This is a genomic window from Alteromonas sp. Cnat2-8 (genome assembly GCF_022348355.1).
GTDB lineage: Bacteria > Pseudomonadota > Gammaproteobacteria > Enterobacterales > Alteromonadaceae > Alteromonas > Alteromonas macleodii.
Map to the genome: position 1 here is coordinate 40,377 of NZ_JAKREX010000002.1, position 15,340 is coordinate 55,716.

General features: G+C 45.9%; 12 protein-coding genes. 7 read left to right on the forward strand and 5 right to left on the reverse strand.

Annotated elements, in window-relative coordinates:
• Positions 1-47: 47 nt before the first annotated feature.
• Positions 48-1,181 (reverse strand): FMN-dependent L-lactate dehydrogenase LldD, encoded by a 1,134-nt coding sequence (gene lldD / locus MHN00_RS04445; protein ID WP_014950695.1) that lies wholly within the window; start codon positions 1,179-1,181, stop codon positions 48-50.
• Between the two features lie 103 nt (positions 1,182-1,284).
• Between lldD and MHN00_RS04450 the strand changes: the two genes are divergently transcribed.
• A complete protein-coding gene (locus tag MHN00_RS04450) occupies positions 1,285-2,184 on the forward strand; it encodes a LysR family transcriptional regulator (RefSeq protein ID WP_014950694.1) in 900 nt (299 codons plus the stop codon).
• Between the two features lie 215 nt (positions 2,185-2,399).
• The gene (locus MHN00_RS04455) at positions 2,400-4,430 is read left to right on the forward strand and encodes a BCCT family transporter (RefSeq protein WP_239300417.1); all 2,031 of its coding nucleotides are present in this window, start codon (positions 2,400-2,402) and stop codon (positions 4,428-4,430) included.
• A 74-nt stretch (positions 4,431-4,504) separates the two neighbouring features.
• Here MHN00_RS04455 and MHN00_RS04460 read toward each other — a convergent pair whose 3' ends face one another.
• The 4 genes from MHN00_RS04460 to MHN00_RS04475 all read right to left on the reverse strand — a co-directional run bounded on the left by MHN00_RS04460 (position 4,505) and on the right by MHN00_RS04475 (position 8,983).
• On the reverse strand, positions 4,505-5,269 hold the full coding sequence (locus tag MHN00_RS04460; protein WP_014950692.1) for a zinc-dependent metalloprotease family protein: 765 nt from the start codon (positions 5,267-5,269) through the stop codon (positions 4,505-4,507).
• Between the two features lie 70 nt (positions 5,270-5,339).
• A complete protein-coding gene (locus MHN00_RS04465) occupies positions 5,340-6,062 on the reverse strand; it encodes a lipocalin/fatty-acid binding family protein (protein WP_239300419.1) in 723 nt (240 codons plus the stop codon).
• Between the two features lie 531 nt (positions 6,063-6,593).
• On the reverse strand, positions 6,594-7,469 hold the full coding sequence (mmsB, locus tag MHN00_RS04470) for a 3-hydroxyisobutyrate dehydrogenase (RefSeq protein ID WP_014950690.1): 876 nt from the start codon (positions 7,467-7,469) through the stop codon (positions 6,594-6,596).
• Between the two features lie 14 nt (positions 7,470-7,483).
• A complete protein-coding gene (locus MHN00_RS04475) occupies positions 7,484-8,983 on the reverse strand; it encodes a CoA-acylating methylmalonate-semialdehyde dehydrogenase (protein ID WP_020744244.1) in 1,500 nt (499 codons plus the stop codon).
• 97 nt (positions 8,984-9,080) lie between these two features.
• Between MHN00_RS04475 and MHN00_RS04480 the strand changes: the two genes are divergently transcribed.
• The 5 genes from MHN00_RS04480 to MHN00_RS04500 all read left to right on the forward strand — a co-directional run bounded on the left by MHN00_RS04480 (position 9,081) and on the right by MHN00_RS04500 (position 15,322).
• Positions 9,081-9,965 carry a LysR family transcriptional regulator gene (locus MHN00_RS04480; protein ID WP_014950688.1) on the forward strand — a complete coding sequence of 295 codons (885 nt, stop codon included), beginning with the start codon at positions 9,081-9,083 and terminating at the stop codon, positions 9,963-9,965.
• Positions 9,966-10,231: 266 nt separating this feature from the next.
• Entirely contained in the window at positions 10,232-11,548 is a 1,317-nt protein-coding gene (locus MHN00_RS04485; protein ID WP_239300421.1) for a PAS domain-containing methyl-accepting chemotaxis protein, read from the forward strand.
• A 180-nt stretch (positions 11,549-11,728) separates the two neighbouring features.
• Positions 11,729-12,988 carry a histidine kinase gene (locus tag MHN00_RS04490; RefSeq protein ID WP_014950686.1) on the forward strand — a complete coding sequence of 420 codons (1,260 nt, stop codon included), beginning with the start codon at positions 11,729-11,731 and terminating at the stop codon, positions 12,986-12,988.
• On the forward strand, positions 12,985-13,662 hold the full coding sequence (locus tag MHN00_RS04495; RefSeq protein ID WP_239300423.1) for a response regulator transcription factor: 678 nt from the start codon (positions 12,985-12,987) through the stop codon (positions 13,660-13,662). Before MHN00_RS04490 ends, MHN00_RS04495 begins: the two co-directional genes overlap by 4 nt.
• 142 nt (positions 13,663-13,804) lie before the next feature.
• Positions 13,805-15,322, forward strand: a complete 1,518-nt coding sequence (locus tag MHN00_RS04500) for an aldehyde dehydrogenase family protein (RefSeq protein ID WP_014950684.1) — start codon at positions 13,805-13,807, stop codon at positions 15,320-15,322.
• Positions 15,323-15,340 lie beyond the last annotated feature (18 nt).

The window sequence follows — 15,340 nt, forward strand, 5'->3', positions numbered from 1 at the left end:
CTATCCAATTACTGGGGGTCTTTTTAGTGGCCTTGGTGCCAGCGATACTAAGAAGCGAGAGAGTCGAGGTTAAGTTCACTGACTGATTTTGCGCCGCATAGTGTCATCGCGACATGCATTTCCTGTTTGTACAGATCGAGTAAGTTCTCTACCCCTTGTTGGCCTTCAGCAGCAAGTGCATAAATAAAAGAGCGCCCTAGTAAAGTACAATCGGCACCTAACGCCAGCATTCTCACCACGTCCAAGCCGTTACGAATACCTGAGTCTACGAAAATACTTAGATCGCCTTTCACCGCGCTAGCAATCGCTGGAAGAGCCTTAGCGGTAGAAAGCACGCCATCTAGCTGACGACCGCCGTGATTGGATACTACAATGCCTTCTGCGCCAAAACTCAGGGCATCTTTGGCATCTTGTTCAGTTAAAATGCCTTTGATAATCATTGGGCCGTCCCAAAACTCTCTGATCCATTCTAAGTCTTTCCAACTGATAGACGGATCGAAATTGGCGCCCAACCAGCCAATATAGTCCTCCAACTGGGTCGGTTCGCCACGATAAGTAGAAATATTGCCAAGATCATGAGGCTTACCGAATACGCCTACATCAAATGCCCAACGAGGATGAGTCATCGCTTGCAGTACGCGACGGCTTGCAGCAAATGGCCCACTCATACCGGAGTGTTTATCGCGATAGCGAGCCCCTGGTACAGGCATATCTACGGTAAAAACCAACGTTGTGACACCCGCTGCTTTGGCGCGCTCCAGAACATTCTTCATAAAGCCGCGATCGCGAAGCACATAGAGCTGAAACCACATTGGACGTTCAATGGCTGGTGCGACTTCTTCAATAGGACATACTGACACCGTCGACATGGTAAACGGGATGCCTTTGTTTGCTGCCGCTTTAGCGGCTTGCACTTCACCACGTCGCGCATACATTCCGGTTAATCCCACGGGAGCAAGGGCAATAGGTAAAGCCAATTGTTCACCAAAGACCGTTGTAGAAAGGTCAAGCGACGACATATTTCTCAGCACTTGCTGCTTTAATGCAATGTCAGCCAAGTCAGTTTCATTGCGTTTAAGTGTATGCTCTCGATAGGCACCACCATCAATGTAGTGAAATAGGAACGGCGGTAATATTTTTTGCGCAGCGCGTCGATAATCAGTCGGCGATGAAATAATCATGTCTTTAAACGATTGTAATTAACTTGATAAAAATATAACGTTTCTCGCCTTAGGGATATACGGCAACAATGAAATTTATCTTTTCCAAAAGTGAAGTAATAACGTGAGAGCAGACGATTTAATTCTCTTTGCACAAATTGCGGAGATGGGCAGTTTTAGCAAAGTGGCAGAGGCGAACAACATTACCAACTCGGTAGTCAGTAAGCGAATAGCAAAGCTTGAAAAAGAGCTGGGAACGCAGCTTTTGTATCGCACTACTCGCAAACTCACGCTTACCGAAGCGGGTCAAGCTTTGAAGCAAGGCGCCATGAATGTAAAGGCGTCCACGCAGGAAGCTATCGACACAATTTCTGGATACAGTGAACAAATATCCGGACACATTAAAATGTCGGTTCCAACGATTTCGGGCGATTTACTGTTAGCCGATGCGGTAGCTGAGTTTTGTACACTTCATCCAGGGTTAAGCGTTGATATGTCTCTGGATAATCGATTTGTAAATTTAGTCGAGGAAGGGTTTGATCTTGTTATTCGAACGGGATATTTGGAAGACTCAAGTCTGATCGCGCGGCACTTTTTAGATTCCCATTGGGTGGTTTGCACATCGCCGGATTACATTAGACGAAAGGGCAGGCCCAAAGCACCTGAGGATTTGAGCTTTCACAACTGTTTGTTGTATTCCTACCACACATCCGGTGCAAGGGAGTGGGAGTTTACGTCGTCTCAAGGCAGTTACACCATCACCGTAGATGGCGCATTTTCAAGTGACAATGCAGGTGCGCTTCGCAAAGCAGCTCTTGCTGGTAGAGGTATTGCCTACGTACCTAAATGTTTGGTATTCGAAGATTTATGTAATGGAACACTGGTCGATTTGTTTCCAGAGCGGGTAGGTAAGGTGTTAGGCGTTTATGCCGTTTATCCTTACAGCCGCCAGCCATCTCGAAAAATTAAGCTGTTAATTGAACATATCAGGCAACGCTATTTATCTATGTCTGATTATTTTTGATACGCCAGAGGCAATCACGCCCGTTAATCTCTTTTTTCAGAGCAGGTCCTTGCCGCTTAAAGCGCCTTATTTAATTGAAATCACGGTCTGTAGCGCCAAGAAAAGAATATATCTGGGTAATTATCTGAACCAAAGCAAATCCTCACTAGTAGAAAAAAGCAGCTTTTAAGTTTTCGCAGGGTTTCAACTTACCTGTCAGTGAAAAGGGACTTGCTATGAAAGGCCAAGTAAACAACTCCACCATTCTTCTTCCTGTATTTCTCCCCGCCGTCGTCATTATTTTGCTTCTGGTGATCGGAACCATCAGCAACCCCGAACTTGCCGGCGAGGCCTTCGATAGTACATTGGCATGGATTACAGAAACCTTTGGTTGGTTTTACATGTTGTCGGTCGCTATCTTTTTGGTATTCATTGTATCGGTAGCATCATCTAGCTGGGGAAACATAAAGTTAGGGCCCGATCATGCAGAGCCTCAATATAGCTTTCCCGAATGGTTTTCTATGTTGTTCTCAGCAGGCTACGGCGTAGCGCTGCTCTACTTTGGCGTAGCAGAGCCTGTTCTACACTATTCTTCACCGCCTGCAGGAGCAGCTGAAACTGTTGATGCGGCGAAACAAGCCATGCAAATCGCATTTTTTCATTGGGGCTTTCACATCTGGGCGATTTACGGGCTAGTCGGTTTGGTTCTTGCCTATTTTGCTTTTCGACATGGCTTGCCCTTGTCTATCCGTTCGGCTTTGTATCCGCTGATAGGGGATAAAATTTATGGCCCTATAGGTCATGCGGTAGATGTATTCGCCATTCTCGGTACATTATTTGGTATCGCCACTACACTCGGGCTATCCGTTACACAGATCAATGCGGGACTTAACTATCTTTCTGGCGATATCCCCATTGATATCATGGTGCAGGTAGGCACCATTGCTATCGTAACCATTGCCGCAACAATATCGGTTATCGCGGGCATGGATAAAGGCATTAAAAGGCTATCAATTCTTAATATGGTTCTGGCTGTATCGCTTATGAGTACCGTTTTTATCTTCGGAGAAACGGTTCATATTTTAGAAACCTTTTTACAGAACACAGGAAGTTATATCAACGGCATCATTGAACGTACCTTTAATCTTCAGGCCTACAGTCGCAGCGATTGGATTGGCAACTGGACGCTGTTTATTTTTGGCTGGACCATCGCTTGGGCGCCGTTTGTAGGCATGTTTATCGCCAAAATAAGTCGAGGCAGAACCATTAGGCAGTTTGTTTTTGGTGTAATGCTTGTGCCTACCATGTTCACTTTCCTTTGGTTTTCCGTGTTTGGCGACACCGCGCTAAATGCCATTATGAACCAAGGTGTTACTACACTCATTAGCGATGTGCAGGAAAACGAAGCTGTTGCCTTATTTAAGCTCTATGACTTGCTACCTGGCGCGTCAATCATGTCAGGCTTGACCGTGTTATTGATTATTACGTTCTTCGTGACGTCATCAGATTCTGGGTCGCTGGTTATCGATTCTCTTGCTTCTGGTGGTAAAGAAGAAAGCCCGGTTTGGCAGCGTATCTTCTGGGCGTGTTTGGAAGGAACCGTTGCAGCAGTGTTGCTTTTGGCTGGTGGACTGAATGCCCTGCAAACGATGACCATTGCGAGCGCATTACCATTCGCCTTCATTATGCTAGCGTCTGCAGCAGGCCTATGGCGTGCGCTTGTCATTGAAGGCTACCGAAACAACAGTTTGAAGGCGAATACGCTTAATAGAAACCACGGTCGCTCGACTAGCCTAAAAGGCCGACTCGCAGCAATGGTCGATTACCCAAGCCGAAATGAGGTTCATGAGTTTATTGATAAAACTGTGATTGCAGCGATGAAAGACGTACAAGCTGCTTTGAAAGAGAGAGAGTGGGAGGCGTTCGTTAAGCTTGATGAGGAAACGGGAAGGGCCATCTTCACTGTTGAGCGTCACGATCACATGGATTTTATCTACGATATCCGTATGACTGAATATTTAGTGCCAGGGTTTAGCTACGCAGAACTGCGTTCAGAAGAAGACGAGTCAGAAAAATATTTTCGCGCTGAAGTATTCCTTCGCCGCGGAGGACAAGCTTACGATATTTACGGATATGACAAAGAGAGTATTACTAAGGACATCTTAGATCAGTTCGAAAGTTATCTTCACTTCCTCGATACCAGCCCAGGCGAACTGCCTTGGGAAATGGATGCGTATGATGACATGTTGACGCAGCCTAAAGAGTAAACAATCTGCATGGGCTTAGGTTGAAGGGAAAGCAAGGCTGCTTTCCCTTATTTATCCCCTAATTAATTACTTACTTAGAAGTAGTTAGCAATTTGGTTAATAACCGCATTTACTGCGCGGTAAGCATTAGATTCGTTTTCAACGCCACAGGCTTGGCCATTACAGCCTGACCAATAAGGGTCAGAGAAATAGTCTAGCTGGGTGGCACTACCGAATGCCTGAGGATAGGCCATGATAGTTGAGAAGTTATTATCAACGCCGTGACCGATACCATCATTATATACACCGCCTACTGAACCTTGGCGAACAGAGTGGCCTAAGCCCATGTTGTGACCGAGTTCATGAACAAATGTGGACAGACCGCAATCAACGGCGCTAATGCTGTACATGCGGCTTTGCGAGCTAGAATACAGTGTACCGTTGTTGCCTTGACCTACCCAGCCAATGCCGCACACGTAACCCACTAGCTGACCGCCTTCATAAATGTTTTCACGATTACCTAAAAGCACGACCATGTCTGCGCCGTTTGAAGATCGTGCGTTTTGCACACCACTGCTATCAGTTAACAAGTCTAGCGCACTTTCGGTAGGTTGAAGGTCGCTAGATGTAGCAGCAGATGACTGAGCGCCCACTAAACGCAACTGTAGATCTACCGCATTATTTTGATAAACACGGTTGGCGTGTGAGATGTATTGGTTAATTTTAGTGTCGATATTAGACACATTGTTTGCAGCAGGTTGGGTGTAAAGCACCATTACATCGATGGTGGCTGCTGTTACTGATGTTGCACAAAGCAGTGAAACTGCCATTGCCGTTAAACACTTAAATGTGTGTTTCATTTTTATTTCCTTCTTGTTGTTTTATTTGAGCTTGTTGAATTTCCTGTGAAGCTCAACAGGCACTAGGGGATTAGTTTTGGCCGAGATCGAAGACTTCTTCAGCGTTGTCGTCGCTAAGCGGGCGTTCGCTGTCGGGTTCACGTTCGATGTGGTTTTGCATCATTGAAGACTTTGGTGCGATCCACGCGTATTTATCATTGCCTTCAAGCACAAACACGTCGCGAGGCGTGGCTAAGTTTCCGTAGGTGGCGTTTTCGCCGAGCGTTATAACAGCGGCGTAGAGAGAGCCCGCACCTGGGATGTGGGCCTCTACGGTACGATCGCCGTTTGGATGAGTGACAACGTGGTCAACTTCACCGGTGTAACTGCCACCGAACTGTGGGATGTATAAATCGAGATACTCGCCAACTTCTACCGTCATTAATTCTTCACGATCAAGCTCAATGTAAGCTTCATCGGTTACGTCAGCGGGAATATAGCCTTCTGCTTCAAGTACCTTTTTGCCATCTTCTGATGTTGTCCAGACGATGGTGTCTTTCTCTGATTTACCGTTAGTAGTAGTTGTAGCCTGAGCTTTTAGCTCGGCTTCATTTTTTGGTTTGAAGTTATCGACACCTGTCGATAACACTTTGCCGTTTCGTTGCTTTTCAATAGCGCTTTCTTTACCAACAGGTTTTGTCTCAGCATTCGCCGCTGCTACCTCTTTTTTGCCCGAGGGGCTTGTATCGATAAAGGCGAAAATACAACCAATAGCTACAATTGCCGTCGAAGCGGCAACAATACGCTTTTTCATAGTGTGTTCCTTTTATTTTTACTTACTGAATTTAGGAAATTGAACGTTAGAAATTAGCGACACTCTGCTTCTCAAAGCGCGCTCTAAGTGAGCGATATATAGAACCAATGTGTTTAGTGAAATTGCTTAGTGAATTAAGTAAGTCATTAAAACGTATAATATTTTCACGGTTATAAAAGTATCGCTTTGCATAAGGGTGTATAAAATTTAGCCCTTTAATGCAGTGTAAATTTCTTAGGCTAAATACGGGACTGCAAGATGTAGACCGAACGCCGAATTGGCTTGTTTTAACCATGTGAGTGGGAACGAATAAGCCACCTAAAAGTGGCTTCTAATTGATGAAAAGGGAACACCAAATAACAAAGGAATAATTCCGCTTGGTAAGGGAGCTAGCGAGGTAACAACAGCGCAAAAACAAGCGGGATAGGTAGGGAAAAGATAAAAAAAGAGCGAGTAAAATCCTTTACTCGCTCAGTAAGAAGGCCACCTCTTCTGAGGGAAAGTAGCCGTCGGAGAACTGTTGGTTTTCTCTTATGCTAGTCGGTTGATTATTGAAGAGAAATCCATCCCTGCATTGCCTTCTTCGCAATGCATTTCAAACCACTTTGCAGCAAGCTCACCCATAGGTACTTGCGCGTTGACGCCCTTCGCGCCCTGCATGGCCAGCCCCAAGTCTTTGAGCATAAGCGCCGAAGCGAAACCGCCAGCAAAATCGTTATCAGCAGGGCTTTGTGGCCCTACACCTTTTACAGGGCAGTAGGTGGTCATTGACCATGTCTGTCCCGAGGCATTTGACGCGATATCGAAGAACACTTGCGCATCTAAGCCAAGTTTTTGTGCCAGCTGGAAGCTTTCACACGTCGCAATCATGGTCGCGCCAAGTAACATGTTGTTACAAATCTTTGCTGCTTGTCCCGCACCATGGCCGCCCGCATGGACGATTTTTTTGCCCATTGCGCTAAGTACACCATGGGCTTTGTCAAAGGCATCAGCGTCGCCACCCACCATAAACGTGAGTGTGCCGCCCGCAGCCGCTGCAACACCACCAGAAACCGGCGCATCCAGCATTTTAAGGCCTTTTTTCTCTGCCAGTTCCGACACACTCTTCGCCGTTTCTACGTCGATGGTGGAGCAATCAATAAGCAAGGTGCCTTCGCGGACAGAAGCCAAGATCTGATTTGAATAGATATCTTTTACGTGCTTGCCTGCTGGTAACATAGTAATAACGATGTCGGCCTCAGCAGCAGCTTGCTCGGTACTTTGCGCAATAGTGCAGCCTGCTTCTTTGGCTTTGGCCAGTGCCGCTTCGCTTAAGTCAAAAGCCAATACGTTGTAATCGTTCTTAACCAGGTTATCTGCCATCCCTGAGCCCATATTACCTAGGCCAATAAATGCAACTGTGGTCATAATAGTCTCCTCGCTTAGCCCATGGTTGGAATAACAAAGGCGTTGTCGTTCGTATCTGAGCCATCAGGCCAGCGCTGCGTAATGGTTTTAACCTTGGTCCAGAATTTCACCCCTTCCATACCGTGCTGGTTGGTATCACCAAATGCAGAGCGCTTCCAGCCCCCAAAGGTGTGGTAAGCAACTGGCACAGGAATAGGTACATTAATCCCTACCATGCCCACGTTTACACGTTGCGCAAATTCGCGCGCCGCATGGCCGTTACGGGTGTACATAGCAACGCCATTACCGTATTGGTGGTCGCTTGCTAAGTTAACTGCTTCGTTGAAATCTTTCGCGCGCACCATTTGAAGCACTGGACCAAAAATCTCTTCTTGGTATGAACGCATGTCTTTGGTCACGTGGTCAAAGAACGTTGGGCCGATGAAGTAGCCTTGACTGTCGTCTGGGATCTGACTGGTTCTGCCGTCGTAAACAAGCTCAGCACCTTCTTCTATGCAAAGGTCGATATAGCCTTCAACGCGCTCTTTGTGAGCAGCAGTAACCACAGGGCCATAATGAGCGTTAGGATCTTCACTATGACTTACCATAATGTCTTTAATAGCCGGAATAAGCTTGGCTTTCAGTTTCTCAGCGGTTTCATCGCCCACTGGGACGACAACCGGTAGCGCCATACAGCGTTCACCGGCACTGCCGTACGCAGCACCTACTAAGTCGGTTACCACCTGATCTAGATCTGCATCAGGCATTACGATGCCATGGTTTTTCGCGCCGCCCATGGCTTGAACGCGCTTACCAGCACGAGCGCCACGCTCGTACACGTAATTAGCGATATCAGAAGAGCCTACAAAGCTCACCGCCTTAATAGTTTGATGATCTAAAATACCATCAACCACTTCTTTGTTACCGTGTACAACGTTAAGTACACCTGCAGGAAGGCCTGCTTCGATCATAAGCTTTGCCAGTTCAACAGGTACTGACGGATCGCGCTCTGATGGCTTTAAAATGAACGCGTTACCGCAGGCAATTGCCACACCGAACATCCACATTGGGATCATGGCCGGGAAGTTAAATGGCGTAATACCTGCCACTACACCAAGTGCTTGGCGCATGGAGTACACATCGATTCCTGGGCCTGCGCCTTCGGTATACTCACCTTTTTGCGCATGAGGGATACCACAGGCAAACTCGATAACTTCAAGGCCACGCTGAATATCACCTTGCGCATCAACCAACACTTTACCGTGCTCGCTTGATAATAGTGCCGCTAAGCGATCGCGGTTTGCTTCAACCAACTCTTTAAACTTGAACATAACACGAGCGCGTCGTTGAGGATTTGTTGCTGCCCACTCAACCTGTGCAGCTTGGGCTGTTTCAATTGCATAGGCCAAAGTTGAAGTGTTAGCCAAGCTTACTTCAGCCTGAACTTCACCTGTGTTGGGCGCAAATACCGACGCGGTATTTTCGCTGCTATCCTCAAAATCTTTACCTGCAATAAAGTGAACAATCTTTCTCATGACATAGCTCCTGTAATTTTTAACAATATTGAAACCTTGTGTTTGCAAAGACAATACATATACTTGCAGTATGGTGCTGTAAAAATGCAGGTTTTAAGTGAATTGGGACGACATGCGTTTGTTTCTTGGTTTGGCAAGAAATGGTCGTGTAGCTATTGCAGCTAAAGGCTTGAAGGTAGACCCTACGACATTAATTCGTCGTGTAAAAAAACTGGAGGACTCATTAAATTGCAAGTTGTTCGAGCTAACTAAAAAGGGGTATGTGCTTACCACCCATGGCAGTGAGCTAGTTACGTATATTGAAAAAGCAGAGCATTACTTTCTAGAGGCACAAAATGAATTAGGTGATGAACGCTCGCATTTGGCAGGTACGATCAGAGTGAGTGTTTCTGAAGGTTTCGGTAGCTGGTTTTTAGCGCCTTTACTACCCGATTTTAAAAAGCAGTATCCGGGGATCAGTATTGAGCTTGTGGCAACCAGCGGCTTTTTAAACCTGAACAAACGAGAAGCCGATATGGCTATCTTGTTAGAAAAGCCCAGTAAAGGCTTGCTGGTTACACAAAAATTAACTGACTATAACCTTTATCTTTATACCCACCAGTCCCTTATCAGCGACAACGAACCACGAACATTACAAGAGCTCACCGCCTTCAATTTAGTGAGTTACGTGCCCGATTTGGTGTATGCGCCTCAATTAAAGTTCATTGAAGAGACTGCTTTGTCACAATTGAGTGCCCTTCGCAGCACCAGTATTAATGCGCAGTATCAAATGCTTGTAAATGGTGCAGGGGTGGGCATTTTGCCTAAATTTATGGCTGAAACTCAGCCAGGCTTAGTTCGACTCATTGAAAACGAGATTCACATTAAGCGTACATTCTGGCTGGCCACACACAAAGAAACTCATTCTCAAGCACGCTTTCAGGTATTTACAAAATGGCTTACAGATAAAGTTACGCAATACCATTCAAAATTTCTCGACTAAAAAATTAGACGTTTATCTACTGTCTTTTGCAGGGTAAATATGTAAAAAATAGCGTAGCAGCGTCGAAAAACTCGCCACGCATTAATACAAGTGGCTGAATGTAGTCTAGGCTTTAATAAATTAGGCCGACACGTCCTAGTTAAAAAGGCATTGTCTAGCGAACCGTTTGCTAAACCTTGTGTAGATTAATCAAATTATCGTTAAGGCAAGGTTAGTTACTGCCGATAAACGGCATATTACTGTAATTCTCTGTCAGGGAAGGCCCTATGTTCAATAAACACTTAGTGAAAGAAAACGAAGCGCTTCGCGAGGAGCTACACATACTCAAGCAAGTGCGAGATGGCTTGCGCGAAGAAATGATCTTTCTGAATCTTAATGAGCGTGGTGAAATTGAAGCCGTCAACGAGATGTTCGAGAAAGAGCTAGGTTACTCACTCTCTCAAGTGAAAGGGCATCGCTTCTTTGAATTTGTTCCCGAGATTGCCAGAAACACGCCTCACTTTAAAAAGCTGAAAGATTCTATCGAGCAGCGTGTTCATTACTGGGGGGCGATTGAGTTTCTTCGTGAAAATGGTGAAGAAGCGTGGTTAAGGGGCGTAGTTGAACCTATTTTTGACGGAAAAGGGAATATTCACAAATTCTCAGTCAACCTCAACGACCTCACGCGCACTATAGCCAACTCGAAAGAACACGAAGATTTGGTGGCCGCACTACATAAGTCAAATGCAGCGATTGAATTCGATTTGAACGGCAATATTCAAGACGCAAACGAAGCTTTCCTAAAAACCGTTAAGTACAGCCTTAGTGACATTAAAGGTCAGCATCATAGAATCTTCTGTGATACCGAGTATGCAAATTCCCGCGAATATAAAACGTTTTGGGAACGACTTGCTCAGGGTGAATTCGTCGCAGGTAGATTCGAACGCTTCGACGCTCACGGCAACACTATTTGGCTGGAAGCCACCTATAACCCGATTTGTGATTCTCACGGTCGTATGTATAAAGTGGTTAAGCTGGCTACTGATATTACTGAGCAGGTGGCACGAGAAAATGCCGTGTCCAGTGCTGCTGATATCGCCTACCGTTCTTCAAACACTACGGATCAAATCGCCACGAGAGGAAAGGAAGTCATTAGCGAACTGCTTTCTGAAATGTCTTCGCTGTCGCAGCAAATGGATAGGGCAAAAGAGGGGATTAATGCGTTGGACGCTCAGTCTCAACAAATTGCCACTATTATCGGAAGTATCAGTGCTATTGCCGAACAAACCAACTTGCTTGCTCTAAATGCTGCGATTGAGGCGGCACGTGCTGGCGATCAGGGGCGAGGTTTCGCTGTAGTTGCTGACGAGGTGCGTCAGTTAGCATCGCGTACAACCGAAGCCACAGAAGAAATCATCAATGTGGTTAAACACAACCAGACATTGGCCACCGACGCAGTAAATTTGGTTAATGAAGGTGATGAAAAGGCGCAATCAGGGCTCAACTACGCCAGAGAGGCGGGTGAAGTTATCGAACAAATTCAAGACGGTGCAAAAGAAGTCGTTGATGCAGTAGGCCAATTCAGCAGTCGACTGGGAAGCTAGTAGCACAGAGAAACAGGCTTACCGATAAGTGTAGACTGTCTAAGTTCTTACCAAATAAAACATCGCTCAAAACAGAATTCATCCTACCTTGGTAGGATGAATTCGCCCCTATTGCAGGATGTGCTTTTTAACGCAGCCTGTATAGCATAACCCTGTAATAAAAGGCTTGCAGGGGCGGTTATGTCAGGTTTTACGAAAATATCTACAGCTATAGTGGCCGTATTCATTGGCTGCTTTTTGGTTTTTACCTGTCTGGTCTACTTCCACATACAAGATAACATTGAGGAAGAGATGACGGGCGCGCTTAATCAAGTGCGAGAAATGGTGAACCTCAATATCCCTGTTGCTGATATCGAAGCGATTGTAGAGCCTAGCCCTCACTTATCCGCCCATTATTTCACGGGGCGCCTTCAGGCAGAGCAGACCTCAGTGATGCCGACAACCGAACGTACTGCACTCACACCTGTTATCATCCCAATTCAGGAAAATCAGTATCTTATTGTTACGCCTTTTGATGCTACTGAACTCACCCAGAATCTCACTTTTTTTGCCTTGGTGGCGGGACTGTTTTTCGCAACTTTTGTCCTGTTGCTGTTTACGTTAAAAGTGGCGGTTAAGCAAAGGTTAGTGCCGCTAAATCAGCTCGCTGACGCGTTATCTGAGCTACGAGAAGGCAAGGAATCACAGCCCCTGCCACATTCAGATATCACCGAAATGAACAGGGTATTAGACCAATTTAAGCATCTGCAAAATGCACTTAAATCAAAAGAAAAGCAGCTCATAAAAATAGATAAGCAGTTAGCCCTTCTTCAAGAGCAAGAGCGTAATTACCTTGCCAGAGAGCTCCACGATAATGTTGGGCAGTTGCTGACCACGATAAAAGCCCACGCCTATATTTTGGTTAACGCAAAAGAGCGATCTGTTGTTGAACTGTCGGCGCAGAAGGTTCAAGTGATGTCACATCAAATAAGCGATGCAATTAGAAAACTCACTGCTCACCTACACCCGCTTGTTTTAGATAGAGTCTCTCTTCAGTCGTCGCTTGAGCGACTGGTGTACGAACAAGAAGTAGCACAGCCCGATACGCAGTGGGACGTGTCAATTAATCTAAAGCGCTATCAAGAAGATAATGAGCGAGATATTCATCTTTACCGATTTGCTCAAGAAGCCATTAACAACGTGATTAAGCATGCGAAGGCCACCAAGGTTAGCATTCAAATTTATGGCGATACTCATCGTGTTTCTGTGATGGTTAAAGACAACGGTCGGGGATTAGGGAACCACATTGTAGAAAATATTGGCATGTCATCAATGCGCAGCCGAGCGCGTTGTATAGGAGCAAATTGCAGTGTAACGTCACCCGATGATGGCGGCGTTGCTGTATCGCTGTCCCTTACCCTTAAAAAAATGCCTCCTCTTATGGGGGCTAACGTCGCATGAATATTCTAATTGTCGACGACCACGCTGTGGTGCGTGAAGGATACAAAGCTTTACTCAATGCGATGATGCCCGATTACCGTATTTTTGATGCTGAAAACGGTGCACAAACCCATCGTTTACTAGCCAGTAGTGACATTGAGATCTTAATCCTCGACATAAACCTTTCAAATGAAAGTGGCCTTGTTTTAGCCAAGATTTTTTTGAAGCGACATCCAGATTTAAAAATTATCTTTTTCAGTATGTTCGAAGACAGCGTCATATTGCACCGCGCCATGCAGACCGGTGCTATGGGGTACATCAGTAAAAGTAGTTCGCCTGAAATATTGATCTCGGCAATTAAGGTCGTCGCAAAAGGGCAAAAGTATATTGAGCGAGGCCTGGCGGTAAATTTAGCCAATCAACTTCTCGATACCAATGTGGACATTGCTGCCAAATTAACAAAACGTGAGTTCGAAATATTTATTGCGATAGCGATGAATAAATCCCGCTTCGATATTGCTGATGAGTTGGGCCTATCGGCTAAGACTGTCTCTAACGCACTTACCGTCATTAAGCGAAAGCTCGACGCGGTGCCCTCCCAGTTTTCAGCCATTGCGGCTAAACACGGTTATATCGGTGATGCAGAGCTTTCAGCGTCTCAATCGGTGTCTTTTGTCGAGAAGAGTGAGAAGTAGCCATAGGTTTCCCCTCCTAAAGTAGGAGTCAAATCGGTCTATCGCATCATGGTAGGTACAACGTAAAAGTACCATTATCAAACTACACAACAAACCAAGTTAGTGCGCGTGGTACGCGCAAAGTTATCAAAAGGTACTTCTTATGATTTATGCAAAGCCAGGTAGTGAAGGTTCGGTCGTAAGCTTCAAAGAAAGCTACGGTAATTTTATCAATGGCGAATGGGTAGCACCGGTTAAAGGTGAGTACTTCACCGCAACATCTCCAGTAGACGGCAGCGACATCGCACAAATCCCACGCTCAACATCTGAAGACATTGAGCTTGCGTTAGATGCCGCTCACGCTGCGAAAAAGGGCTGGGCAGATACGTCAGTAGCTGAGCGTTCTAACATTCTTCTGAAAATAGCCGATCGCATTGAAGAAAACCTAGAGCTACTTGCCGTTGCGGAAACATGGGACAATGGTAAAGCCGTTCGCGAAACGCTTAATGCAGACATTCCGCTGTGCGCAGACCACTTCCGTTATTACGCAGGCTGTATTCGAAGCCAAGAAGGCACCATTGGTGAAATCGATAAAAACACGGTGGCGTATCACTTCCACGAACCTTATGGTGTTGTTGGGCAAATCATTCCATGGAACTTCCCGCTACTTATGGCTGCATGGAAACTTGCGCCAGCACTTGTTACCGGTAACGTAGTGGTGCTAAAGCCAGCAGAACAAACGCCAGTATCTATCTTATTGTTCGCCGAACTAATCCAAGACCTACTACCACCGGGTGTACTAAACATCGTTAACGGGTTCGGGGCAGAAGCCGGACAGGCTCTTGCAACAAGCACAAGAATCGCAAAAATTGCGTTTACTGGCTCTACACCTGTTGGCGGACATATCCTTCGCTGTGCTGCTGAAAACCTTATTCCATCTACCGTTGAGCTTGGCGGCAAGTCGCCAAACTTATTCTTCCCAGACATCATGAATCACGAGCCTGAATTTATTGATAAGTGTGCGGAAGGTTTAGTGCTTGGATACTTCAACCAAGGTGAAGTATGTACGTGTCCTTCTCGAGCGATTATTCACGAAGACATCTATGATGCATTCATGGAAAAAGTGTTGGAAAAAATTCAGAAGATCAAACGTGGCAACCCACTAGACACAGATACCATGGTAGGTGCACAGGCATCTAATGAGCAGTTCGAAAAGATCCTTAAATACATCGATATCGGTAAGTCAGAAGGGGCTCAGGTTGTCACTGGTGGTGAGAAAGAGCAGCTACCTGGCTTTGATGGAGGCTACTACATTCAGCCGACTATCTTGAAGGGTGAAAACCACATGCGTGTGTTCCAGGAAGAGATTTTTGGTCCGGTAATCGCTGTTCAAACCTTCAAAACCGAAGAAGAGGCGATTGAGATTGCCAATAATACAAGCTTCGGACTTGGCGCTGGTGTATGGAGCCGCGATGCGAATGTAGCATTCCGCGTGGGTCGAGCGATTGAAGCAGGTCGCGTATGGACGAACTGTTATCACTTGTATCCAGCTCACGCTGCGTTTGGTGGCTACAAGAAATCGGGCATTGGCCGCGAAACCCACAAGATGATGCTAGATCACTACCAGCAGACAAAAAATCTATTGGTAAGCTACGACATCAACCCACTTGGTTTCTTCTAAGTAAACCTGAGGGCGGCG